This is a genomic window from Sinomicrobium halophytocola (genome assembly GCF_052983395.1).
In genome coordinates, this window is record NZ_JBRKIT010000042.1 from 152,029 (window position 1) to 176,215 (window position 24,187).

General features: G+C 44.1%; 21 protein-coding genes. 14 read left to right on the forward strand and 7 right to left on the reverse strand.

Annotated elements, in window-relative coordinates; translation table 11 throughout:
* Window positions 1-73 precede the first annotated feature (73 nt).
* From pdxA to accC, 6 genes are all read left to right on the forward strand, one after another.
* The gene (gene pdxA / locus ACVBDY_RS19015; RefSeq protein ID WP_447177048.1) at window positions 74-1,123 is read left to right on the forward strand and encodes a 4-hydroxythreonine-4-phosphate dehydrogenase PdxA; all 1,050 of its coding nucleotides are present in this window, start codon (window positions 74-76) and stop codon (window positions 1,121-1,123) included.
* A gap of 332 nt (window positions 1,124-1,455) precedes the next feature.
* Entirely contained in the window at window positions 1,456-1,989 is a 534-nt protein-coding gene (locus ACVBDY_RS19020; protein WP_447177049.1) for a YceD family protein, read from the forward strand.
* 27 nt (window positions 1,990-2,016) lie between these two features.
* Complete coding sequence (rpmF, locus tag ACVBDY_RS19025) at window positions 2,017-2,214, forward strand: 50S ribosomal protein L32 (protein WP_123214281.1); 198 nt, start codon at window positions 2,017-2,019, stop codon at window positions 2,212-2,214.
* Window positions 2,215-2,551: 337 nt separating this feature from the next.
* Window positions 2,552-3,550: a beta-ketoacyl-ACP synthase III gene (locus ACVBDY_RS19030; protein ID WP_447177050.1), complete on the forward strand. Its 999-nt coding sequence runs from the start codon at window positions 2,552-2,554 to the stop codon at window positions 3,548-3,550.
* Window positions 3,551-3,617: 67 nt separating this feature from the next.
* Window positions 3,618-4,106, forward strand: a complete 489-nt coding sequence (accB, locus tag ACVBDY_RS19035) for an acetyl-CoA carboxylase biotin carboxyl carrier protein (RefSeq protein WP_447177051.1) — start codon at window positions 3,618-3,620, stop codon at window positions 4,104-4,106.
* 20 nt (window positions 4,107-4,126) lie between these two features.
* Complete coding sequence (gene accC / locus ACVBDY_RS19040; RefSeq protein WP_447177052.1) at window positions 4,127-5,479, forward strand: acetyl-CoA carboxylase biotin carboxylase subunit; 1,353 nt, start codon at window positions 4,127-4,129, stop codon at window positions 5,477-5,479.
* A gap of 136 nt (window positions 5,480-5,615) precedes the next feature.
* Here the strand turns inward: accC and ACVBDY_RS19045 are convergent, their stop codons facing one another.
* The 5 genes from ACVBDY_RS19045 to ACVBDY_RS19065 all read right to left on the reverse strand — a co-directional run bounded on the left by ACVBDY_RS19045 (window position 5,616) and on the right by ACVBDY_RS19065 (window position 12,130).
* Window positions 5,616-5,786 carry a hypothetical protein gene (locus tag ACVBDY_RS19045; RefSeq protein ID WP_447177053.1) on the reverse strand — a complete coding sequence of 57 codons (171 nt, stop codon included), beginning with the start codon at window positions 5,784-5,786 and terminating at the stop codon, window positions 5,616-5,618.
* Window positions 5,787-6,085: 299 nt separating this feature from the next.
* Window positions 6,086-7,861, reverse strand: a complete 1,776-nt coding sequence (locus tag ACVBDY_RS19050) for an SLC13 family permease (RefSeq protein WP_447177054.1) — start codon at window positions 7,859-7,861, stop codon at window positions 6,086-6,088.
* An 11-nt stretch (window positions 7,862-7,872) separates the two neighbouring features.
* Window positions 7,873-9,897: a cation:proton antiporter gene (locus ACVBDY_RS19055; protein ID WP_447177055.1), complete on the reverse strand. Its 2,025-nt coding sequence runs from the start codon at window positions 9,895-9,897 to the stop codon at window positions 7,873-7,875.
* 67 nt (window positions 9,898-9,964) lie between these two features.
* Window positions 9,965-11,749, reverse strand: a complete 1,785-nt coding sequence (locus ACVBDY_RS19060) for a cation:proton antiporter domain-containing protein (RefSeq protein WP_447177056.1) — start codon at window positions 11,747-11,749, stop codon at window positions 9,965-9,967.
* Window positions 11,750-11,794: 45 nt separating this feature from the next.
* Window positions 11,795-12,130, reverse strand: a complete 336-nt coding sequence (locus tag ACVBDY_RS19065) for a DUF202 domain-containing protein (RefSeq protein ID WP_447177057.1) — start codon at window positions 12,128-12,130, stop codon at window positions 11,795-11,797.
* A gap of 330 nt (window positions 12,131-12,460) precedes the next feature.
* On the opposite strand from ACVBDY_RS19065, the gene ACVBDY_RS19070 reads away from it, so the two are divergent.
* From ACVBDY_RS19070 to ACVBDY_RS19100, 7 genes are all read left to right on the forward strand, one after another.
* Entirely contained in the window at window positions 12,461-13,327 is an 867-nt protein-coding gene (locus tag ACVBDY_RS19070; protein ID WP_447177058.1) for an MBL fold metallo-hydrolase, read from the forward strand.
* 46 nt (window positions 13,328-13,373) lie between these two features.
* Complete coding sequence (locus tag ACVBDY_RS19075) at window positions 13,374-15,008, forward strand: S8 family peptidase (RefSeq protein ID WP_447177059.1); 1,635 nt, start codon at window positions 13,374-13,376, stop codon at window positions 15,006-15,008.
* Window positions 15,009-15,095: 87 nt separating this feature from the next.
* A complete protein-coding gene (locus ACVBDY_RS19080) occupies window positions 15,096-16,970 on the forward strand; it encodes a M1 family metallopeptidase (RefSeq protein WP_447177060.1) in 1,875 nt (624 codons plus the stop codon).
* A 75-nt stretch (window positions 16,971-17,045) separates the two neighbouring features.
* Window positions 17,046-17,432 carry a ribonuclease P protein component gene (gene rnpA / locus ACVBDY_RS19085; RefSeq protein WP_447177061.1) on the forward strand — a complete coding sequence of 129 codons (387 nt, stop codon included), beginning with the start codon at window positions 17,046-17,048 and terminating at the stop codon, window positions 17,430-17,432.
* Window positions 17,433-17,442: 10 nt separating this feature from the next.
* Window positions 17,443-18,852, forward strand: coding sequence for a nicotinate phosphoribosyltransferase (locus tag ACVBDY_RS19090; RefSeq protein ID WP_447177062.1), 1,410 nt, complete (start codon window positions 17,443-17,445; stop codon window positions 18,850-18,852).
* Between the two features lie 23 nt (window positions 18,853-18,875).
* Entirely contained in the window at window positions 18,876-19,481 is a 606-nt protein-coding gene (gene pncA / locus ACVBDY_RS19095; protein WP_447177063.1) for a bifunctional nicotinamidase/pyrazinamidase, read from the forward strand.
* Between the two features lie 56 nt (window positions 19,482-19,537).
* The gene (locus tag ACVBDY_RS19100; RefSeq protein ID WP_447177064.1) at window positions 19,538-21,172 is read left to right on the forward strand and encodes a S41 family peptidase; all 1,635 of its coding nucleotides are present in this window, start codon (window positions 19,538-19,540) and stop codon (window positions 21,170-21,172) included.
* Window positions 21,173-21,192: 20 nt separating this feature from the next.
* Here the strand turns inward: ACVBDY_RS19100 and alr are convergent, their stop codons facing one another.
* Window positions 21,193-22,299, reverse strand: a complete 1,107-nt coding sequence (gene alr, locus ACVBDY_RS19105; RefSeq protein WP_447177065.1) for an alanine racemase — start codon at window positions 22,297-22,299, stop codon at window positions 21,193-21,195.
* An 83-nt stretch (window positions 22,300-22,382) separates the two neighbouring features.
* Window positions 22,383-23,033 carry a thymidine kinase gene (locus ACVBDY_RS19110; RefSeq protein ID WP_447177066.1) on the reverse strand — a complete coding sequence of 217 codons (651 nt, stop codon included), beginning with the start codon at window positions 23,031-23,033 and terminating at the stop codon, window positions 22,383-22,385.
* A gap of 396 nt (window positions 23,034-23,429) precedes the next feature.
* Here ACVBDY_RS19110 and ACVBDY_RS19115 point away from each other — a divergent pair, with 396 nt between their 5' ends.
* The gene (locus tag ACVBDY_RS19115) at window positions 23,430-24,113 is read left to right on the forward strand and encodes a DUF8457 domain-containing protein (protein WP_447177067.1); all 684 of its coding nucleotides are present in this window, start codon (window positions 23,430-23,432) and stop codon (window positions 24,111-24,113) included.
* The last annotated feature ends 74 nt before the right edge of the window (window positions 24,114-24,187 follow it).

Consider the following 24,187-nt stretch of genomic DNA (forward strand, 5'->3'; position numbering starts at 1 on the left):
TGCTATGTAAAAGTAAGGAATATAAAAACGACCCCGAATCATTACTTTTATAAAATTTACATAAATATTGCACATGAAAACAAAGAATAATATACGAGTCGGGATTTCCATCGGAGATATTAACGGTATAGGCGGGGAGATTATCCTGAGAGCTTTTGAAGACAGCCGTATGCTGGAGTTTTGCACTCCAGTAATATTTGCATCCAATAAAGTCATCGCTTTTCAGAAAAAACATTTCGGACTGGAAGTCAATTACAATGGTGTACAGGAAGCTTCCCAGGCGGTAGAAGGCAAGGTGAATATTGTGAATATTTCGAAAAATGCCCCCCAAATAGAATTCGGAAAAGAAACGGAGGAAGCGGGTAAATATGCTTTTTTATCCCTTAAGGTGGCCGTGGAAGCATTAAAGAAGGATGAAGTGGATGTCCTGGTAACGGCCCCGATAAACAAGCATAACATTCAGTCCGAGGAATTTCATTTTCCCGGACATACCGATTACCTGGCCAAAGAATTGAATGGAGAAGCCCTGATGTTTATGGTAACCGAAGAGCTGAAAGTAGGGCTTATGACCGATCATATTGCCGTAAAAGATGTCAGTGAAAATATTACTAAAAACCTTATTCTGAAAAAAGCGGGAAAAATACACGATTCGCTTGTACGCGATTTCCGCATACGTAAACCTAAAATTGCCGTATTGGGCATTAATCCCCACAGCGGGGATAATGGAGTTATAGGGACAGAAGACGACACAGTGCTCAAGCCTACGGTACATGAACTTTTTGAGAAAGGTATTATGGCTTTTGGCCCATACTCGGCTGACAGTTTCTTCGGCTCGGACAGTTATAAGAAATTCGATGCCGTATTGGCGGCCTATCACGATCAGGGACTTATTCCCTTTAAAACACTATCCTTCGGAAGAGGTGTAAACTACACAGCCGGACTCAACAAGGTGAGGACGTCTCCCGATCATGGAACGGCCTACGAAATTGCAGGTAAAGGAGTGGCGGATTACCAGTCATTTAAAGAAGCTGTATTCACGGCAATCCAGATCTACAGGAACCGGGAGGAGTATGGAGAATTGACTTCCAACCCGTTGAAAAAGGCTTCGATGAGCAATAGGTAGCGATTTTGCTTTACGGATGTGATCTTACGGACTATGAAGTATGGTTCGTAACCTTTACCGTGGAAAGTTAAAATTGTTAATGCGGACATTTTGGGGTTGTTTTCCGTTTTGTTTCCGTATTTTTGAGTATGCCGGATGTCGCAATCCGGTAAAAACTGTGTTGAAAAATATCGTTTTTTCGTTGTCTTTTTGTTTCCGCACGGAGTTGTGGTAAAAAAGGAATGGAAAAAATAAAGATAGTAAGTTGGTCATTAATAAAAATTTATATCTTTGCACACCCGTTCCGAATCCGGGAGGTCAGGAATGAGATGCGAAGATAACGGAGGTTTAAGATGAAGAAGTTCAAGGAGTTCGATATCCCGTTTGTGGGGTTGAAGCAAGGAGAACACCGGTTTGGTTATCGTATCGATAATTTGTTCTTTGAAGGGTTTGACTACACTGATTTTAACGATGCTTCGTTGAAAGTAGATGTGGTCTTGCACAAGAGAAGCAATATGCTGGAGCTGGATTTTGCCGTAAAAGGTACGGTAAATGTAAATTGTGATCTTTCCAACGAGCCTTTTGATCAGAAGATAAAAGGGGCACTTAACCTTATTGTTAAGTTCGGGGAGGAATACAACGATGAGAATGAGGAAATACTCATTTTACCACATGGGGAACACCATGTTAATGTAGCACAGTATATTTATGAGATGACCGTACTTTCCGTGCCGGCAAAAAAAGTGCATCCGGGTATAAAAGACGGAAGCCTTGACTCGGAAATTGTGCGGAAACTTACAGAATTACAACCGGGTACAGAAAAAGAAAAAGACGAAGAAACAGATCCGAGGTGGGATACGCTGAAGAAGCTGTTAACTGATAAATAAGAAAGCGAAATTTTAAAATAGACGAAAATGGCACATCCTAAAAGAAGACAGTCTAGTACGAGAAGAGATAAAAGAAGAACGCACTATAAGGCGACTGCTCCTCAAATTGCCGTAGATTCTACTACAGGTGAGGCTCATCTTTATCACAGGGCGCACTGGCATGAAGGTAAGTTGTATTACAGAGGTAAAGTGTTGATCGACAATTCTGCCGAAGAAGTAGCATAGTAATGACGGTCCTAAAAAGTAAAACTCTCACGCTGTGGGGGTTTTTTTTATGAAGAAATATTTTTCTAAATAGTAAAAACCAACTATTTTGCACCGGTATTCAAAGAAAATTAATAATTTCACATGGTGGAAATCCCATGAAGCACAGGGATATGCATGTTTGATTTTACGGGAAACGGTGTGGTTTTAATTTGGTTTGATAGTGGAAATTAAGATAGAAGAATACCAAAACTGAATGGTGGATCTGGTCCGGAATGGATAAAAAGAGCCTAGGTGGGTGTATGTTTTGTATTAATTTTCTTCGGTTTCGCAGTTTTGGTATAAACGAAATTAGACTATGAGTAGAAAAACAGCAGCAATTACAGCTGTAGGAGCATACGTTCCGGATTTTGTGTTATCTAACCAGATGTTGGAAACCATGGTAGATACCAACGACGAGTGGATAACCACACGTACGGGTATAAAGGAAAGGCGTATTCTCAAAGACAAGGACAAGGGAACTTCATATCTTGCCATTAAAGCTGCGGAAGACCTTATTAAAAAAGCAAAAATCAACCCGGAGGAAATAGATCTTTTAATAATGGCTACAGCTACGCCCGACCTGTTGGTGGCATCCACAGGGGCGTATGTGGCAACAGAAATCGGGGCGGTCAACGCCTTTTCTTATGATTTGCAGGCCGCTTGTTCCAGTTTTCTTTACGGAATGTCTACGGCAGCCAGCTATATCGAATCCGGAAGGTATAAGAAAGTATTGCTTATCGGGGCAGATAAAATGTCCTCTATTATAGATTATACAGACCGTACTACCTGTATTATCTTTGGTGATGGTGGCGGGGCTGTTCTTTTTGAACCCAATGAAGAAGGGCTTGGACTGCAGGACGAATACCTAAGGTCGGACGGAAGTGGAAGAGCTTTCCTGAATATGGAGGCCGGAGGATCACTTTCCCCGGCAACGGAAGAAACCGTAAAGAACAAACAACATTATGTTCACCAGGACGGAAGGACCGTATTTAAATTTGCGGTTTCCAATATGGCTGATGTTGCAGAAAAGATCATGGTAAAAAATGATCTTTCCAAAGAAGATTTACACTGGCTGGTGCCTCACCAGGCCAATAAAAGGATTATCGACGCTACTGCCGGGCGCATTGGACTGGAAGAGGAAAAGGTAATGATTAACATTGAAAAGTATGGAAATACGACATCAGCAACACTTCCCTTACTGTTAAATGATTATGAAAATCGACTGAAAAAAGGAGATAACCTTATATTTGCTGCCTTTGGAGGTGGTTTTACCTGGGGTTCCATTTACCTCAAATGGGCGTATGACCCCCGGTAACGCTAAGTGTTCGTCCCGTTAACGGGAAGTAGATAAAAGACTTAAAATACTAACAAAACGAATAATCATGGATCTAAAGGAAATTCAAAATCTGATCAAGTTTGTTGCCAAGTCGGGTGCCAGTGAAGTAAAGCTGGAGATGGATGACGTTAAGATTACCATCAAGACTGGTACGGAAGGAAGCTCGTCAGAAACCACTTACATACAGCATGTTCCGGTAGCCCCTACTGTTCCTCAGCAACCGGCGCAACAACAGGCACAGGAACAAACCGCTCCTGTCAAGCCGGCTGAATCAGTTCCGGCGGAAAACGACAAATACATTACCATAAAATCTCCGATCATCGGAACTTTCTACAGAAAACCGTCTCCGGACAAACCATCGTTTGTTGAAGTCGGAAGCACGATTAAACAAGGAGATGTCCTGTGTGTCATCGAAGCCATGAAACTGTTCAATGAAATAGAATCGGAGGTTTCCGGTAAGATCGTAAAAATGTTAGTAGAGGATTCTTCGCCGGTAGAATTTGATCAACCCCTTTTCCTCGTTGACCCATCATAAGAAATTTTAAATTTCAACAGATGTTTAAAAAAATACTGATAGCAAACAGAGGAGAGATAGCACTTCGTGTTATTCGTACATGTAAGGAAATGGGAATAAAAACGGTAGCGGTGTATTCCACTGCCGATGCCGATAGCCTGCATGTCCGTTTTGCAGACGAGGCAGTTTGTATAGGCCCTCCCCCGAGTAACTTGTCCTACCTGAAGATGTCCAACATCATTGCAGCTGCAGAGATTACTAATGCGGATGCTATTCACCCCGGGTACGGATTCCTTTCCGAAAATGCCAAGTTTTCCAAAATATGTGCAGAGCACGATATAAAATTTATCGGAGCATCTTCTGACATGATCGAAAAAATGGGAGACAAGGCCACGGCCAAAGCTACTATGAAAGAGGCGGGTGTGCCTACGGTCCCCGGTTCTGAAGGGCTTCTGGAGTCATACAAACATGCGGAAAAACTGGCTAAGGAGATGGGATACCCCGTAATGCTGAAGGCTACTGCAGGTGGTGGAGGTAAAGGAATGCGCGCGGTGTGGAAAGAAGAGAATCTGAAAAAGGCACTGGAAAGTGCCCAGCAGGAAGCCGCTGCAGCATTCGGAAATGACGGTATGTACATGGAAAAGCTTATCGAAGAGCCCAGGCATATCGAAATCCAGATCGTGGGAGACGCATATGGCAAAGCATGTCACCTTTCCGAAAGGGACTGCTCCGTACAACGGCGTCACCAGAAGCTTACCGAAGAGACCCCTTCTCCTTTTATGACGGATGAACTCCGTGATAAAATGGGGAAAGCTGCGGTAAAGGCGGCAGAATATATAAAATACGAAGGTGCCGGCACCGTGGAATTTCTCGTGGATAAACACCGGAATTTCTATTTCATGGAGATGAATACCCGTATCCAGGTGGAACACCCGATTACCGAGCAGGTTATAGATTATGACCTGATCCGGGAGCAGATACTCGTTGCCGCCGGAGTGCCGATCTCAGGTAAAAATTATATCCCCAAACTGCATTCTATCGAATGCCGTATCAATGCGGAAGACCCTTATAACGATTTCCGCCCCTCCCCGGGAAGGATCACTACATTGCATGCCCCCGGAGGACATGGGGTGCGGCTGGACACACATGTGTACAGTGGTTATGTGATCCCGCCGAACTATGACTCCATGATCGCCAAACTCATTACCACGGCTCAAACCAGGGATGAAGCTATAAATAAAATGAAGCGTGCGCTGGATGAATTTGTGATCGAAGGAATAAAGACCACAATACCTTTCCACAGGCAGTTGATGGACCACCCGGATTATATAGCGGGGAATTACACGACCAAGTTTATGGAAGACTTTGAGATGAAGCCCGAAGAGGAAGAGTAAATCCTGTCATCTCCCGGGGCACCATCTGTCTTAAGCAGGTAATATAATTGTTGTATTGTATACAGATAAAGGCCTGAAAAGTGATTTTCGGGCCTTTTTTATGGAGTTGTTTTACTGTATCTGTTACAAGAAGGATCTATATCTCGTATTTCTCCAGTATATTCTTTAGTCTGTTTTGCAGGGTTTTTATATCCGTTTTCCCCTCATCATACTTTTCCAGTTCTTGATAGATCTCCATGCACTTGTTTATTTCGTGCTTCATCTCGTCCGGAAGTTGTTCCAGTTCTTTTTTGTATTTACCAATCATAATCACGGTGCTGTAATATTTAATTCCTAATCATATACAAAAGAAGCAGGTGTTGAGGCCTTTTTCATTTTGTTGGGTTATTCGGTGTTGTGAAAACATCATAATATAACCCCGGCTCTCTTTTTTGGAAAAAAGAGCAAGGATTTGCGAAGCGGAGGGGTAGTAAATTACTTCTTGAAAAGGTAATAACGGTAAGTTAAAGAACCAAAGTAAAGATTTGTGGTTGGTATTCAGTTATTTGTCCGACACAAAAATATATTTTTTATAATATAAAACAAATCTCTATCGATAATGTGCCATTAAAACGGGAAGAATTGCGGAATTATAAATGAAGCGGTAAGCCAGGTAATGATGTTGAGCGGCGTTCCTATTTTCAGAAAGTCATTAAACTTATAGTTTCCCGGGGCATAGACCATAGTGTTGGTCGGGTAGCTTACCGGGGTCATAAACGTCAGGGAACACGCGAACATCACGGTAATGAGAAAAGGTCTTTCGCTTACATTCATGGCGGAAGCAAGGCTTATGACTATGGGAGTCATAAGGGCGGCGGTCGCCTTGCTGGAGAGTACATTAGTGGATAGAAACGTAATAAGGTACAAAAGGCTTAGTGTAATACGCGGGTCATAATGTCCCAGACCTTGCTGTACAAACAGGGCTATTTTCTCCGCACCTCCCGTTTTTTCCAGCGCGGTACCCATAGAGAGTACTCCGGCCATCATAAAAATTACTTTCCATTCTACCGCTTTATAGGCTTCCTGGGGTTTCAGTGCTCCCGTGGTTATCAATAGAAGAGAACCTATCATACTGCTTATGAGTATTGAAGTGAGGTCGAGTGCTGCGGCCAGTACTACTCCCAGGGCAATGATCAGGGCCGGGATGACCTTTCGGAAGTTTATTTTCTTGCTTTTGTGTTCAGAGAGAGTAATGGTAAGTCCCTGGACAGACAAGGCATCCAGTTCTTCTTTGGAACCGAGTATGAGCAGCATATCCCCCTCAAGGAGTTTGATATCCGGTAGATTTTCGAGAAGTAATTCTCCTCTGTGCCGCAGGGCAAGTACCGAAGATTTGTACTTTCGGCGGAAATTGATTGCACGCAGGGAACTTCCGGCCAGGGCAGAGCCAAAAGGTATGATGGTTTCGTATAGGTTTTTTTCGTTTTTAGGGTTTTTAAAACCATATCCCGAAAGGTCTCCTTTAATTTTGTATCCTTTTACGTTGCGAAGGCTGTTTAAGGCGTCGGAAAGCAGCATGACCTTTAAAATGTCACCTTCCCGGATTATGGTTTCCTGCCCGATGTCAAACAAATTTCTTTCATCCCTGCGGATACTTAGTATTTGTGTGTTAAATTCCCGTACCAGCTTGGACCTGAAAACGGATTTGTCCAGGTCGGGACAGCCCTTTTCCACAGCGATCTCCGTTACATATTTTTCGGCTTCTTCACTAAGGCCGGGAGTGGTGTTGTCTCTTTTCGGAAGTAAAAGAGGCCCGATGAACAGAAGGTAAGCAAATCCCACTGCGGCGATACAAAGGGCTGCAAGGCTGAATTCGAACATACCGAAACCTTCGAGCCCGTATTTTTCCGCATAGCTGCTTACCAGGATGTTAGTAGAAGTGCCGATGAGTGTGCAGGTACCCCCGAAAAGCGCGGCGAATGCGATAGGAATAAGCAGCCTGGAAGGACTTATTTCACTGTCCCGACACACTTTAAGGGCCACGGGAAGTAACAGGGCCACCACGGCCGAATCGTTTACAAATGCCGAAAATACGGCGGCGGTAAGGCAAAAGATAAGGAGGGCAAAGAAATAATTGATCCGGGCAATCCGCACAAGTTTTGTGCTAATACCGTCCAGCAAACCGGAATGGAAAACACCTGCACTGACCACAAACATACATCCCAAAGTGAGTGTCGCGGGATGGTTAAACCCGGAAAAACCTTCTTCAGGACTAAGGACCCCCGCTACAATAAATAAAGCCATGATTAAAATAGAGGTGGTGTCTATAGTAAAATAATCTTTTACAAAAAGGAAGATCCCTATGGCTATGATGACAATGGTAATAATAAGGTCAAGAGACATACGCTTTTCAATTAAGGATATACAATGATCTTACTGTTCTGGTCAAAATATTTTTCCAGTTTGGTGGGGAGGTTGTCCATGACATTCTGATAAGATACGGCTCCTTTTCGGGCAGAGATCAGGAAAAATAAATCCTGAGAAGCCAGTAGCTTGGAAAAGCCAAAGAAATCTTCCCCGTTTACAAAATTGCTGAATTTGCTGTTGGAGTTCGGGTAGTTGAGTTTTTTGTATTTGTTTATTGTATCCTCCGTATTCTTATTGCAATGGTATACGATAGGAATACTCAATTCCTGCCCGAGTTTTATGATTTTGTCTACCCACAATTCAAAACCTTTTTCCAACTCTGCCAACGGAGGTATCGTCACCAGTATTCTCTTGTGGTTTACCAAAGGATTTTTTAGGTCGCATATAAACAGCATTTTATCCGTATAGGTCAGGATGTGTTCCATTTTTTCCCCTATAAGCTTATCTATAAACCCTTTTCTTTGAGGCCATCCCAGTAAAATGATATTGGCCATAATTTCCGTCGCTGTTCTCGCGATACCACTGGATGCGTTATAGTCGAGCGTAGCTATGACCTCTGTTTTGGTTTCGGATGCTGCCGCATCTTTTGTGTAACTTTCAAGTTTGTTCCTGGCTTTGGTGACGTTTTTTTTCGCTTCCAGATTATTGGGAACTACGGAAAGTATAGACAATGGATAGCTGGATTTTTTATCCTTGATTAAAATGGCAAACTCCAGTGCTTTTTCCATGTTCAACGTGTTGGCAATCGGCAAAAGAATGTGTTCGTCATATAGCGCATAACCATTGGAAGTGATACTTGGTTCTTCATCGGATGCGATTACGATTTGTTTCGCAGCCTTTTGTGTCACAAAAGACGCAATTATACAGGTAATTAGTATAAGGATAACCGTTCCGTTAAGAATATTTTCATCCAGAATATCGGATCTGTACCCAACCAATACGATAGCAAGAGTGGCAGCAGCGCGGGCGCTGGTAAGTCCAAAAGTAAGTTGCCGTTCCATTTTGGAGTATTTGAAAATGAATTTGGCAACCCAGGCGGTCAGCCATTTCCCGAACAATGCAACGACCGTCAGTATACCGGCAATAGCAAGAGCTTCCGGGCCTTTTAAAATAACGCTTATATCTACCAGCATTCCTACGCTTATAAGAAAAAAGGGGATGAACAGGGAGTTTCCGATAAATTCAATACGGTTCATTAAAGCCGAGGAGTGAGGAATGAGCCGGTTTAGGGCGAGTCCTGCGACGAACGCTCCTATTATAGATTCTACTCCTGCCAGTTCTGCCAGGAAAGCAGCAAGGAAAACTACCGACAGGACGAAGATGTAATGCGAGTGTTTTTCATTTTCCATTTTCCGAAAAAACCATTTGGCTATTCTGGGAATAACTAAAAACATAATGAGGGAAAATATGGTAAGTGATACGCCCATCCGTATCCAGAAGGCCTGGTTTAATGTGCCCTGGCTTTCGGCCAGTATAATAGCCAGGATAAGCAAGGCGGCGGTATCGGCAAGAACAGTTCCTCCAACAGTAATAGCTACAGCCTTGTTCTTAGAAATCCCTAATTTACTTACAATGGGATAGGTAACCAGTGTATGTGTGGCGAGCATGCTGGCTGTTAAAAAGCTGGAGTTAAAATTGTAGCCCAGGAGATAGTAGCATATGGGATATGCGGCGCCCAATGGGATAATAAATGTTAGAAAGCCGAACAAAATACTTTTATTCCTGTTCGCTTTAAACTCATTCATATCCAGTTCCAGGCCGGCTATAAACATGATGTACAAAAGCCCTATAGTAGAGAACAGGTCAATTGCAGAATTTTTGGCCAATAGGTTTAGTCCGTAAGGTCCGATGAGGACACCGGACAGAATCAAAACAATTATTCCAGGAATGTTAAGTCTTTTCAGGAGTATGGGAGATACCAGAATAATAATGAGGATGAGGGCAAAAACCAGTACGGGATTTGCCAGGGGTAGCTCAAATTCATGCATTAAATGTTCAAAGAAAGTATCCATGAGAAATAGTTAAGTTACACCATAGAGGGAGATTTACACTTCTTTTCTTTTGTAATATATTTTTAGGTTATTTGATGTAATGTACCTTGTATCCGGGTTCTAATTCTGCTCCGTAATGGTATATATGTAATTTGCCTTTGGTGTCTTCGTAAAAAACAGGAAGGATATCGCCTTCTTCTTCAGATAATCGCTTTAAGAGATTTCGTGACGAAATATTTTCGGCTATTTCTACGGTGATTTCTTCGAAATCCTTGTTTTCCAGCTTGTAATCCCATTTATAAGGATCGGTTTTCTTTGCAAAAATAGTCGATGCTCCTATAGGGTCCAATAACTCTATATTGGCACCTTCCGGAGAAGGAGTGATAGAAACGTATATATTGGGAATGCCTATGACCTCACTGGCGAGTTGTGCGGCGAGCACATTGATTTCACTGTTATTGGTCAGGCTTACAAAAGTCCCTGCTTCGTGTCCTTCGGCCTCTATAATGGTTTCTTCCTTTAGCGCGTTTCCCTGAATACATTTTAAGCCCAGATTATTGGCCCGTATGCAGTGGTCTATATTGGAGTCAATGAGGGAGACCGGGAAGTTCCCGGCCATTTTTTTAGCAATATATAAGGATAGCGGTCCTGCACCCAGAATAAGAATACCCTCCTTTTCAGACGAGGAGAGCACCAATTCACCCCTGTTTCGAAGCCATTTGGTGGTCCAGGTAAGGAGGACCGGAACGGTTGCCGTAGTAAAGATGGCCATGAAAACCAGAATAGAAAAGATCTCATTATCTATAAACCCCATTTTCAACGCAATACCGGCAATGACTATTTCTACTGCCCCCCTTCCGTTCATTCCGGTACCTACCGTGATACCTTCTCTCCATCCGTTACCACTGGGTAGGTAAAAAAGTGCTGTTCCGAAAACTTTTCCCAATACGGCAACTGCAAGGATGACCAGCAGTAAAGCCAGGTTGTTCTGAAAAACGTCAAAAGTTACGTGGTAACCCGCTGTAACAAAAAAGACAGGGGCGAGAAAACCTATGGAAATGTCATAAAACACCTTATTCAGGTCTTTAGAAAGCCTTCGGTCGAAGATGCTGTCTCTTAAAAACAATCCGGCTATGAATGCACCGAGAATGGAGTGCAGCCCTGCGAGTTCCGCAAGCTCTGCAAATCCAATGGCTACTATCAGCATTATAGTAAAATACAGGGTACGGTTTGTAAAACCCGCTTTTTCCAGTTGTTTTCCCAGGTAAGGAAGAGCATAAATCCCCAGTAGCCCGGTAACTACAAAGAAGATAAGGGCCTTGCCTGTCACGATGAGTATTTCCATAAACTCAATACTTCCGGCATCGGCAAAACTTATAATGCCTGCAAAAATAATAAGCGCCAGCGTATCGGATATGAGCGCTCCGGCCATAAGCACATGGGCAATACGGGTATTGAGTAGTTTCAGGTCTACCAGTATACGCGATTTTGTAGCCAGGGAGGTTACGCCCACGGCAATCGCCACAAAAAGGGCGCCCATTTTGGTGCCATCAAATGCCAGAACAGCATAATACCCCAGGACAAAGGGCACGAGAAACCCGCCTAAGGCAGCCAGCAACCCTGCCCGGGAAGCTTTGCCAAGTTCGCGGAAATCAATTTCCATACCTATGTAAAGCATCATCAGGAGCACCCCCATTTCGGCAAGTACCGCCGTAGCTTCCGATGGAGCGAGAACGCCAAGCAATGCGGGGCCAAAAACGATACCGGCAATCAACTCTCCCAGAATAGACGGATAGCCAAGGCGTGTAGCCAGGGAACCTCCCGTCCATGCAACAACCAAAACTAAAAATAAATTCAACAGTTCTAACTCCATAGTGATATACGCTGTTATTGTGATGTCCCGGATTTGCAGAAGAAATTACTCTTCCGGATCCCGGGGTTTGTGATGAAATCGTTTCAGACTTTTTTTGAGCAACAGAAATCTGTATATTCCGATAATGAGAAATACAATGCTAAGTGCGAGTGATAATATTCCGAGGTACCTGAGGTTATAGAAGTCGTCCAGTTGTATAAAAGTGATCCCGCCAAGGATAAGATACAGAGATGTCCGTATATACGACAAGAGTGTCCTTTCGTTGGAGAGCCGGGTACGCTCCACAGACAGGTAGTCCCTGAGGATCATATCTTCATCCCGCTCAAAATCGCGGCCAAATCGCAGAAGTTGCATTTTTCGGAACGGGACTAGTTTTTTCATGGTTACAAATGATTTGAAGGTTCTTTCCGGAGAACTCGGATTAACCGATATGGAGGGAACAGGCTAACTGCCTGTATCCTCCCCGGGCCTGCTTCAGCATTAAAAATAGCGCAATATTTTAGAATAGCCATGCATATACATTTTAAATATCTGATAAAATAAAGAAATGTTAAAAAAGACCCAATAAAAGACAACTTTTTGATATTTTCTTCTGTGGTTTTGTTATTTTGCGGACTATTTGGCCCCTCGGCTCTGCCCGGGGACCGGGAGAATTTTGAATGCCATGAACCAAACCTGCAACTTGCAACCTGAAACCTTGAACCAAATAGCATGCAATTATATCCCATAGAAACAGGAAATTTTAAGCTGGACGGCGGGGCCATGTTTGGCGTAGTGCCAAAGTCTTTGTGGAACAGGACCAATCCTGCGGACGAAAATAATATGATAGATATTGCCGCAAGATCACTTCTCATAGAAAACGGAGACAGGCTTATGCTCATCGATACAGGTATGGGGAATAAACAATCTGATAAATTCTTCGGTTATTATTACCTGTGGGGTGATGATACTATAGACAAATCTCTGGCAAAACACGGTTTTCACCGCGATGACATTACCGATGTGTTCATGACCCACCTGCATTTCGATCATTGCGGGGGCAGTATTCAGTGGAATAAGGATCGTACCGGATATGAGCCTGCTTTTAAAAACGCCAGGTTCTGGAGCAATGAGGCGCATTGGAAATGGGCCACCAAGCCCAATGCCCGTGAAAAGGCTTCTTTCCTCAAAGAAAATATACTACCTCTTGAAGAAAGCGGGCAATTGTCTTTTATCCCCGTACCCGAAAAAGATTCCCGTTATCTCAAAGACCCGGGATTGGGTTTTGATATCCTTTATGTGGACGGGCATACGGATAAACAGATGATCCCCGTTCTTCAATACAAAGGAAAAACCCTGGTATTTATGGCAGATTTGCTGCCTACTGTGGGGCATATTCCCCTGCCTTTTGTAATGGGCTATGATACCCGTCCTTTACTTACCCTGAAAGAAAAAGCAGATTTTCTGAACCAAGCAGCTTCGGATGAGTTTTACTTGTTCCTGGAGCACGATGCCCATAACGAAATATGCACCCTCAAACATACCGAAAAAGGAGTTCGTCTCCGCGAAATCCACACCTTTGACGAGGTGTTTAACTAAACGAAATGACCGGAAAACACCCGGTCGGATAAAACATCAATTTATTATGAACCTTACAAGATCATTTCTTTTGCCGGTTTCGGCAGTTTTTTTGCTCGCAGGTTGCGGAACTGCGGCCATTGTTTCTACGCCGATAGAAAATATAGATTCGGTACCTCTTAAAGTAGCCGATCTTAATGAAAATGAGTTTAAGACCTGGCCTCATGCAGATCTCATAGCCGATACTATTCCGGGGATGAGTGTAAACAAGGCGTATGAAGAGCTTCTGAAAGGAAGAAAAGGGGTGAAAGTAATTGTCGGAGTGGTGGATTCCGGTGTGGATATAGAACACGAAGACCTGAAAGATATAATCTGGACCAACGAAAAGGAAATTCCGGGGAATGGTATAGATGATGATGGTAACGGGTACGTAGATGATGTTCACGGCTGGAACTTCCTGGGAGATGCCATTCACGAGAACCTGGAGTATGTGAGGATAATCAAGAAAGGAGACGACGGTTCCGAAGAATATAAAAGAGCCAAAGCGGAATATGACAAAGAGATCGGAGAGGCAAAAACAAATAAAAACCAGTACGAGCAGATATTGCAGATGGTAAATAATGCCGATGAAACGGTCAGGGAAGAACTCCAGAAAGAAGATTATACCAGGGAAGATATTGAAAAACTTCCTTCGTCCAATCTGAAACTGGTACAGGCAAAAGGATTTCTGACGAATATCATGTCTGTAGACACTTCACTGAGTTCCGTAAAAGAACTGAAAAAAGAGCTTGAAGAAGGTATCGAATATTTCAGCGACCAGTTGAATTATAACCTGAACCTGGATTTTGACGGAAGAGGTCCCGTAGGTGATAACCCCGATGACATTAACGATACGGATTACGGAAATAATAACGTAATAGGACCTGATAAAGAAGAGGCCAAACACGGCACTCATGTTTCGGGTATTATTGCCGCCGTAAGGAATAACGGGTTAGGAATGAATGGCGTAGCTAACAATGTGAAGATCATGGCGGTAAGAGCAGTGCCGGGCGGAGACGAATATGATAAGGATATTGCACTGGGTATCCGTTATGCGGTGGACAACGGGGCGAGGATTATCAATACAAGCTTCGGTAAGTATTATTCCCCGCACCCGGAATGGGTAAGGGATGCCATTAAATACGCTGCGGAAAAAGACGTGCTCATTGTCAACGCTGCGGGAAATGAATCCAAAGACCTGGACAAAACGAATGTATATCCCAATGATGCCGTAGATAACGGAGAGGAAATTGCAGATAACTTCTTAACCGTAGGTGCATTGGATTATTCATACGGACCGGAAATGGTAGCGGAATTTTCCAACTACGGGAAAAACAACGTAGATGTCTTTGCGCCGGGAACCAAAATATGGTCTTCAGTACCGGGAAGCAAGTACGAATTTCAACAGGGAACGTCTATGGCGTCTCCCGAAGTGGCCGGTGTTGCTGCGTTAATACGTTCTTATTACCCGGACCTGACAGCATCTCAGGTTAAAAAAATAATAATGCATTCCGGACTTGCGGCAAAAGCGAATGTTATCCTTGAAGGCGATCCGGAGAAAAAACAGCCTTTCTCTGAAGTATCCGGGTCGGGGAGAATGGTAAATGCTTATAACGCCATTATCATGGCCGACAAAGTATCCAGGAAAAAACTGGTTCTGTAGGAAAGTATAAATGCCCCCGAAACCGCCTGCTTTTACCTGAAAAACGCCTTGCCTGCCATGCACAGTATAGATGTAAAAATGAGTCGTATGAAAAAAATTATTATTGCATGCTCCGTCCTTCTTGCCGGTGTTGCCGCAAATGCCCAGGAAACTACCGGTTACTGGCAGCAACATGTGGATTACAAGATGAATGTGGATATGGATGTGAAGAACTTCCGTTATACGGGAAAACAGGAACTGGTCTATACCAATAATTCCCCGGATGTTCTCGATGAAGTATTTTATCACCTGTATTTCAACGCCTTTCAGCCGGGGAGTGAAATGGATGTTCGCTTGAAGACCATAGCCGACCCGGATAAACGGATGGTTATAAACAAAGGCTCTAAGGAAGAACCCGAATACGAGAGCCGCATCGGAGTATTAAACCCGGATGAGACAGGATATCTTAAAGTACGATCACTTACCCAGAACGGTCAGCCGGTGACTTTTAATGAAGAAGGAACCATTCTGGAAGTGAAACTCGCCAGCCCCTTAAAACCTGGGGCATCTACCAAACTAGTGATGGACTTTGAAGGCCAGGTGCCGCTGCAAATACGAAGATCGGGCCGTAACAGTTCCGAAGGAGTAGCTTTGTCCATGACACAATGGTATCCGAAAATGGCGGAGTACGATTTTGAAGGATGGCATGCCGATCCGTATATCGGACGGGAATTTCACGGAGTTTGGGGGAATTTCGACGTGCAGATATCCATCGATAAAGATTATGTCCTCGGAGGAACCGGAAACCTGCAAAACGGGGATGAAATAGGGCATGGTTATGAAAAAGAGGGAGCCAAGGTAAAACGTGCTAAAGGCAAAAAACTGACCTGGCATTTTAATGCGGAAAAAGTGCATGATTTTGCCTGGGCGGCAGACCCGGAATATATTCATGATACCCTGGAAACTCAGGGCGGTGTAACCCTGCACTTTTTGTATAAGGACAACCCGGAAATTGTGGAAAACTGGAAAAAGCTTCAACCCAAAACCGCGGCATTACTCGATTTCTATAACAAAAACATAGGGCCTTACCCGTGGAAGCAGTATTCCGTAATACAGGGTGGAGACGGCGGTATGGAATATGCCATGTGCACCCTTATTACCGGGGAGCGAAGCTTCGGGAGTCTTGTAGGCGTAACCGCCCACGAAATGGCACATGCCTGGTTCCAGCACTTGCTGGCTACCAACGAGTCCAAACACCCTTGGATGGATGAGGGCTTTACTTCTTTTATTTCCGATCTGGCTGAGAACGAGATCATGGAAAGGAACAAACCCAATCCGTTTGAAAACGCATATCGCAGCTATTTTATGCTGGCCATATCCGGTAAAGAACAACCGCAAACCACGCATGGCGACCGCTATGCGGAAAATATGGCATACTCTTTTAGCGCTTACAGTAAAGGAGAGGTGTTCCTGGCTCAACTCGGTTATATTATAGGGCAGGATAAGCTGATGCAAACCCTGCACAAATATTACGAAGATTTCAAGTTTAAACATCCAACTCCCAATGATTTTAAAAGGGTGGCCGAAAAAGTATCCGGCTTTCAGCTCGATTGGTACCTGATAGATTGGACCATGACTACCAATACGATCGATTATAGTATTAAAGAAGTGGCTGAAGAAGGAGAAGGCACCAAGGTAACTCTGGAGCGCATCGGTTTGATGCCGATGCCTTTAGATGTCCTGGTTGTTTACAAAGACGACTCTTATGAGACCTTTTACGCTCCGCTGCGCATGATGCACGGTATAAAGGACAATCCTTATCCGAACCTGGAAAGGACCGTGCTTCCGGACTGGGCATGGGCATATCCTACTTATGAATTTAATATAAACAGACCTAAAAGCGACATCAAAGCGATAGTGATCGACCCTTCTGATCTTATGGCTGATATAGACAAGAGCAACAACGGGATGACTTTTGAATAAAAGAAGTTTAAATGACTTATATGAAAAACCTCCTGTTGTCGGGAGGTTTTTCTATTTTTACAGAAATATAATCGGATGGATCACAGTTTCCCGAAAGAGGAAAAATTAAAGAGCAAAAAGCTGATAGAGAAACTCTTTTCCGAAGGGAAAAGCGTCTCCCGGTTTCCGCTTCGTCTGGTGTATATTAAAACCGAACTTCCCCGAGCAGTCAGGGTTCAGACAGCCGTGTCTGCAAGTAAGCGAAATTTTAAAAAAGCTGTGGACCGTAACCGGATAAAAAGGCTTTTAAGGGAAACGTACCGTTTGAATAAACACGAGATCCGGGAAGGGATCGGGGATTCTTATGCCTTTATGATTTTGTATCTTGGCAGGGAAATGCCCGAATACCGGAAAACCGATCGTAAAATGAAAGAGTTACTGCACCTGTTCCTGGAAAAAGAAGCCGGGGAAGATAAACTTTAAAGCAGAAAGTATGGACTTTAATACCGCATTGTATACAGACCTTTACCAGGTGGCTATGGGACAAGCCTACTTCTTAAAAGGCAAGCACGAAACAGAAGCCACCTTCGATTATTTTTACAGGAAAACCCCTTTTAACAGCGGATATGTTCTTTTCTGCGGTTTGGAAGATGCGCTGGACTGGCTGGAGAAAGTTTCGTTCTCCCGGGAAGACCTGGACTATCTTTTGGAACAGGGTTTTGATCCCGGATTTATAGAATATCTTAGCGATTTTCGGTTCACGGGGACGGTTAAAAGTGCGCCCGAAGGAGAAATAGTCTTTCCTTTCGCACCCATTATCACGGTTACGGGACCGGTAGTAGAATGCCAGATCGTGGAAACCTTTCTTTTAAACTGCCTGAATTTCCAGTCGCTCATCGCAACGAAGGCCAGTCGTATCCGTTATATTTCGGGTAAAGACAAATCCTTGGCCGAGTTCGGGTTACGGAGGGCTCAGGGATATGCAGGGCTTCAGGCTTCACGTGCCTCTTTTATAGGCGGATTTGATGCTACTTCCAATGTCCTGGCCGGTAAAACTTTTCAAATACCGGTCACCGGGACCATGGCCCATGCCTATATACAGAGCTATGATGATGAACTCACCGCATTCCGGGATTTTGCGGAAACACATCCGGATAACTGCGTTTTACTGGTGGATACGTATAATACATTGAACAGTGGTATACCGAATGCTATTACCATTGCTGGGGAAATGGAAGGAAAAGGAAAGAAACTGATAGGAATACGGCTGGATAGCGGTGACCTTGCCTATCTGTCAAAAGCAGCCAGGAAAATGCTGGATGATGCGGGACTTTCATATGTTAAAATAGCCGCTTCCAATCAACTCGACGAGCACGTTATACGGAGTTTGAAGGAACAACGTGCGGCTATAGACATTTTCGGGGTCGGGACCAATCTTGTGGTAGGACATGAAAATGCTGCACTTGACGGGGTGTATAAACTGTGCAGTTTTGAAGACAAACCCCGTATAAAAATATCGGAGAACCTGAGGAAGATGAATTTTCCGGGACAAAAACAGGTATATCGTTACTTGAACGGCAATGGCAAATGTGTTGCAGATGCGATAACCCTGGAAGGACTGGAGGCTCCAGACAGCATGGCCCACCCGTTTGAGCCGCATAAGAGAATGCCTTTAAACCCTGCCCTGGCAGAGCCGTTGTTGCAGGAGGTTATGAAGGGAGGTAGACGCCTTTTTCCGGCACGATCTGTCCGGGACATAGCCGCTGCTGCCGTAAAAAACCTGGGGCGTTTGCCGGAGGAGCACAAACGTTTCGATTTTCCGCATGTGTATAAAGTTGGACTTAGTAGTGAAATAGAGCAGATGCGGAATCATCTGAAAGCGGAAAAGTTAAAAGAAAGCTGAAAATAAAACATAAATTCCTTCCCATGAAAGCATTACTGATCGTAGACGTACAAAATGATTTTTTGCCCGGAGGGAGCCTGGCCGTTCCGGGCGGAGATGAAGTGATACCGGTGATCAACGCTTTACAATCCCATTTCGATCTCGTGGTTGCTACCCAGGACTGGCATCCGGAGGAACACCTGAGTTTTGCTTCTGCACACCCCGGGAAAAAAATTTTTGAAATAATAGATCTGTACGGACTGGAGCAGGTGCTTTGGCCGGATCATTGTGTGCAGGGAAGTTCCGGTGCTGATTTTGCCAAAGCATTAAACCAAAAACCGATTGCTGCTATTTTCCGGAAAGGAATGCATTACCGGGTAGATAGCTACAGCGGGTTTTACGATAACGGAAAAAAATACAGTACCGGGCTGGCTTCCTATCTCCGGGAAATGGAAGTAAAAGAAGTATATGTCTGTGGCCTTGCAGCCGATTATTGTGTATACTATACGGCAAAAGACGCCTGCAATGCCGGGTTCCGGACGCATTATATTACAGATGCTACCAGGTTCATAGCCGGCGAATCTTACGAAAAAGCAATTTCCGATTTACGTCAAATTGGAGTACATTTGGTATCCTCAGAGGAATTGTGATGCAAAGAAAAAGTGTGTTGTTCCCGTAAAGAAGATAAAGACTAAATCTGAGAGCCATGAAAAAACTGCTTAAAAAACGAATAGTATTGCCGCTCATTGCCGTTTGTATGCTTTTTACGGCAACGTCATTTAAAAACGACTTTTTCGAGATAGCCAAGCAAATAGAGATTTTCACCACCTTGTTCAAAGAGCTTAATATGAACTATGTGGATGAAATTAACCCGGCCAGGCTTATGGACGGGGCCATCAAGGAAATGCTCGATAATCTCGATCCGTATACGGTGTATATGAACGAGCAGGACGTGGAGGAATACAAGATAAAGAATAGCGGGGAATATTCCGGTATCGGGGCCGTGGTTCGCAGTTATCACGATAAGCTACTTATTATAGAGCCCTATAAGGGCTATCCCGCCGATGAAGCAGGTTTGAAAGCAGGAGACGAACTGATCCAGATAGGCGATGTCCGTATCTCGGATTTTAAAGATGATGCGGGTGAGCTGCTTAAAGGAACCATAAACAGTTCGGTAGATATAACCTATCGACGGCAGGGAGAGATCCGTAAAACAACACTGACCAGGAAGGAAATAGAAGTGGATGCCGTTCCTTTTTACGGAAAGGTCAATGACGATACCGGGTATATTGTGCTGTCCCGTTTTAACCGGAAAGCAGCCAGCCAGACCAAAGAGGCACTGGAAGATCTTAAGTCGCAGGGAATAAGGCAATTGGTTCTGGATCTGAGAGGCAATCCGGGAGGACTGCTTACCGAAGCCATAGATATTACCAATTTGTTTGTTCCCAAAGGAGAAACTATTGTGACTACGAAATCCAAGGTGAAGAAGTTCAACCAGGAGTTCCGTACCAGGAAAGATCCCGTAGATACGGAAATCCCCCTGGTAATTCTTATAAACGGAAGAAGCGCCTCTGCAAGTGAAATAGTATCCGGGGCACTTCAGGACCTGGACAGGGCCGTTGTAGTAGGTGCCAGAAGCTTTGGAAAAGGATTGGTGCAAAGGCCGCTTAAACTAACTTACGGAACACAACTCAAAGTGACCATATCCAGGTATTACACGCCCAGCGGCAGGTGTATCCAGGCCCTGGACTACATGCATCGGGATGAGAATGGGAATGCCGTAAGAACAGATGCTTCCAGGTATAATGCTTTTAAAACAAGAAAAGGAAGGACCGTATATGACGGTGGGGGGATAATGCCCGACCTGGAAGTAAAGGTACTTCGCCAAAATAAACTCGTACAGGAACTGCTGAGCAATCAGGTGGTTTTTGATTATGCCACCGATTATTATTTTAACCATAAGGTAGAAGACCTGGAAAACTTTTCATTTTCAGATGCGGATTATCACGAATTTAAGGATTTTGTGGCTAAAAGTGATTTCAATTACGAAACCGAAGTGGAGAAACTTCTTAAGAAGGTGGGGGAGAATGAAGAGATGGAACTGTTTGGCGATGAGGTACAGGAAGACTACAGGAAATTACTGGAGGATATCGCAAGCAGTAAAATAACTACCCTGGACAATTACAAGCAAGAACTGTCCAAGGAAATAGAAGACGAGATCATCAAAAGGTATTTCTACAGGGAAGGATTATACGACTATTACCTGTCCAACGACGAGGCTATCGTTGCCGCAGCCGGTCTTTTGAAAGACAAAACAAAATATAACGCCCTGCTGAAATAGGGTGATCATCACGCAAAGGATTATTCGATATACACCCTTTTGACCCTTCGGGAAATTCCTGTTATAAGTTCATAGGAGATAGTATTGGCCGTGATTGCAAATTCTTCGGCAGTCGGGTTTTTGCCGTACACAATGACCTCATCTCCCTCTTTACAGTTTATTCCGGTAATGTCTATCATAAGCATATCCATACAGACATTACCGATAATAGAGGCTTTTTGGCCGTTAACGGATACATATCCCCGGCCTTTGCCGTATTGTCTGCCTATACCATCGGCATGTCCGAGGGGCAGAGTGGCTGTTACGGTGCTTTTATCTGCTATAAATCCCCGGTTATACCCCAGGCTGTCCCCTTTCTCCAGTTGGTGTATCTGGGAGATCACGGTTTTCAGGCTGCCTACGGGGCGCAGGAGTTTGTCTTTTGTTTCATCGTTACCGTAGCCATAAAGTCCTATCCCGCTTCTTACCATATCAAACCGGGCTTCCGGATGACATAGTATGCCGGAGGTATTGGATTGGTGTAATAAAGGTTTGTATCCTGCCAGTTTCTCGAAATTATCCGAAATCCTTTGGAACGCCGCGATCTGATTTCTCGTAAATACCTCCTCGTCCGGATCTTCGGAAGCGGCCAGGTGGGAGAATAGAGAAACTGCTTTTATGTTTGTTTGTGCCTTAAGTGCAGTGGTTATCCTTTCCACTTCATTTTCGTCAAATCCCAGCCTGTTAAGGCCGGTGTTGAACTTCAGGTGTACGGGGTAAGCTTCCAGTTTTCTTGTTTTCGCGGTTTCCAGGAAGAGTGACAGGATGCGGTCCGAATAAATACAGGGTTCGAGTTTATAGTCTGCAAGATCGTCAAAATGTACACTTTGCGGGTGTAAAACCATGATGGGGGTTCGTATGCCCGCTTCCCGGAGCTCTATTCCTTCGCTGGTATAAGCTACGGCAAAGTAGTCCACGCCCAGTTTTTCCAGGAACGGGGCTATCCTGCGGGAATCGTGCCCATAGGCAAATGCCTTTACAACAGCGACAAACTTTGTTTCCGGCCGAAGTGTGGATTTCAAGTATTCATAGTTGTGCCGGAGAGCCCCGAGGTCTACTTCGAGTACGGTTTCTGCAACTTTTGACATGTTTTTTCGTTCAGCTGTTAGAATGATCTTTAGTAATGCGCCGGGACCGTGTTCTGATCGGGGAAAATGGTTTGTTTAAGCCTTTATCCTGTTGAATCGTTTTTCTTTTTTTCGGATAGGTCCTCCGGGTCCTTTACGTCTATTTTGCTTACTTTTTGTCTTAGCATGGCCTTGTAGAAGGCAGCCCTGCTCAATGGCTCATATTCTTCCGTTTCCCCGAGCAATACGAGTTTGTCGTCATTCGATTTCCGGAAACTGTAATTAGCCAGGTTTCCTGTTCTGGTGCAGATGGCATGTACCTTGGTAACGTATTCTGCGGTGGCCATCAGGGCAGGCATGGGGCCGAAGGGATTTCCCTTGAAGTCCATGTCCAGGCCGGCTACCACGACACGGACACCTTTGTTGGCCAGATCATTACATACGGTTACTATTTCGTCATCAAAAAACTGGGCTTCATCAATGCCGATTACGTCACAACCGTCAGCCAGTATACGGATGTTGGCTGCGGCAGGGACTGGGGTAGACCGTATTTCGTTCGCGTCGTGAGATACCACCATATCCTCGCTGTGCCTGGTGTCGATAGCAGGTTTGAAAATCTCCACTTTCTGTTTGGCTATCTGCGCCCGCCGCAATCTTCGGATAAGTTCTTCCGTCTTTCCGGAAAACATGGAGCCGCAAATAACTTCTATCCAGCCAAATTGTTCTTTATGATTAACCGTATTTTCGAGAAACATTTCGTATTTTTCAACTCAGAAACAGACATAGGCCAATGTTGTCTTTTTAGCCTTCCCTTCAGTCAGGGAAAGATGGCTTAACCCCTATGCATATTACCGATGGTGTGTAAAATATTATTGCGATACTAAAGAAAATAAAATTTTTAAACCGTCGGAACAGGTGCCATACCCGTTTGGTATGAAACTTGTGTGAACTAAAGTAATTTTTTTTCATTAAAATCCATGCAAAGCTAAGGAAAAAAATGTGACGCATTTTAGGGAAGAAAAGGGCTTTTTACAAATGAGATGTTATAATAATACTAATATTTTTGTATCTGTTCCGGGAAAAAGTTATATTATTGACATAATCCCCGGTAGTCTGAAAAGATACTATGGACAAACATTAAAAATAAAGCAATGAAAAAGAAACTGGAATCCGAACTGGTCAGTATAGCCCATGATATCCTCAAGCTCAGAGGTAAGGAAGATGTGGCTGCACTACAGGTGCAGGCGCAGAAAGTTTATGAGAAACTTACCTTGCTGAAGTTTGTGGAAGAACATTTCGGGGTTATACAGCCCTCTACGGGGAAGAGTGAGGCCCTCCGGAAATTCGAACAACTTGCCGGAGCGGTAATAGAAGAAAATACCCGGGTGCCGGAAAGCAATCCGCACAGTGAAGATATTATTGTACCGGGGATAGATACCATCAAAGATATGGTTGCCGAAATGCCGGAAGCAGAAACACTGGAAGATATTCTTGCCGACATTATGCCCGATCCCGTATTTGAAAAACGGGATTCGGATGATATAGTGCCCGTAATGCAAAAAACCGGGGTACAACAAAAAATATCTTCACTTAACGACAGGTTTAAAGACGGTGTCGCCATAGGGCTGAACGATAAGCTTGCCTTTATTAAACACCTTTTTAACGATAGTACGGAAGATTATAACCGGGTGATCTCGCAGATAAATACGATAGACAGTGAGGAAGAGGTCAAAAACTTTATCCGCCATATGATAAAACCGGATTATAACAACTGGGAAGGAAAAGAAAAGTACGAGGAGCGCTTCATGTACATCCTCGAGCAGAAGTTCGGATAGTTTCCGGCCCCCCGGCCGTTTTAAATGCGGGGAAATCAACGACCCCGGAGTGTCCCTATAGTTCGGACGCAAGA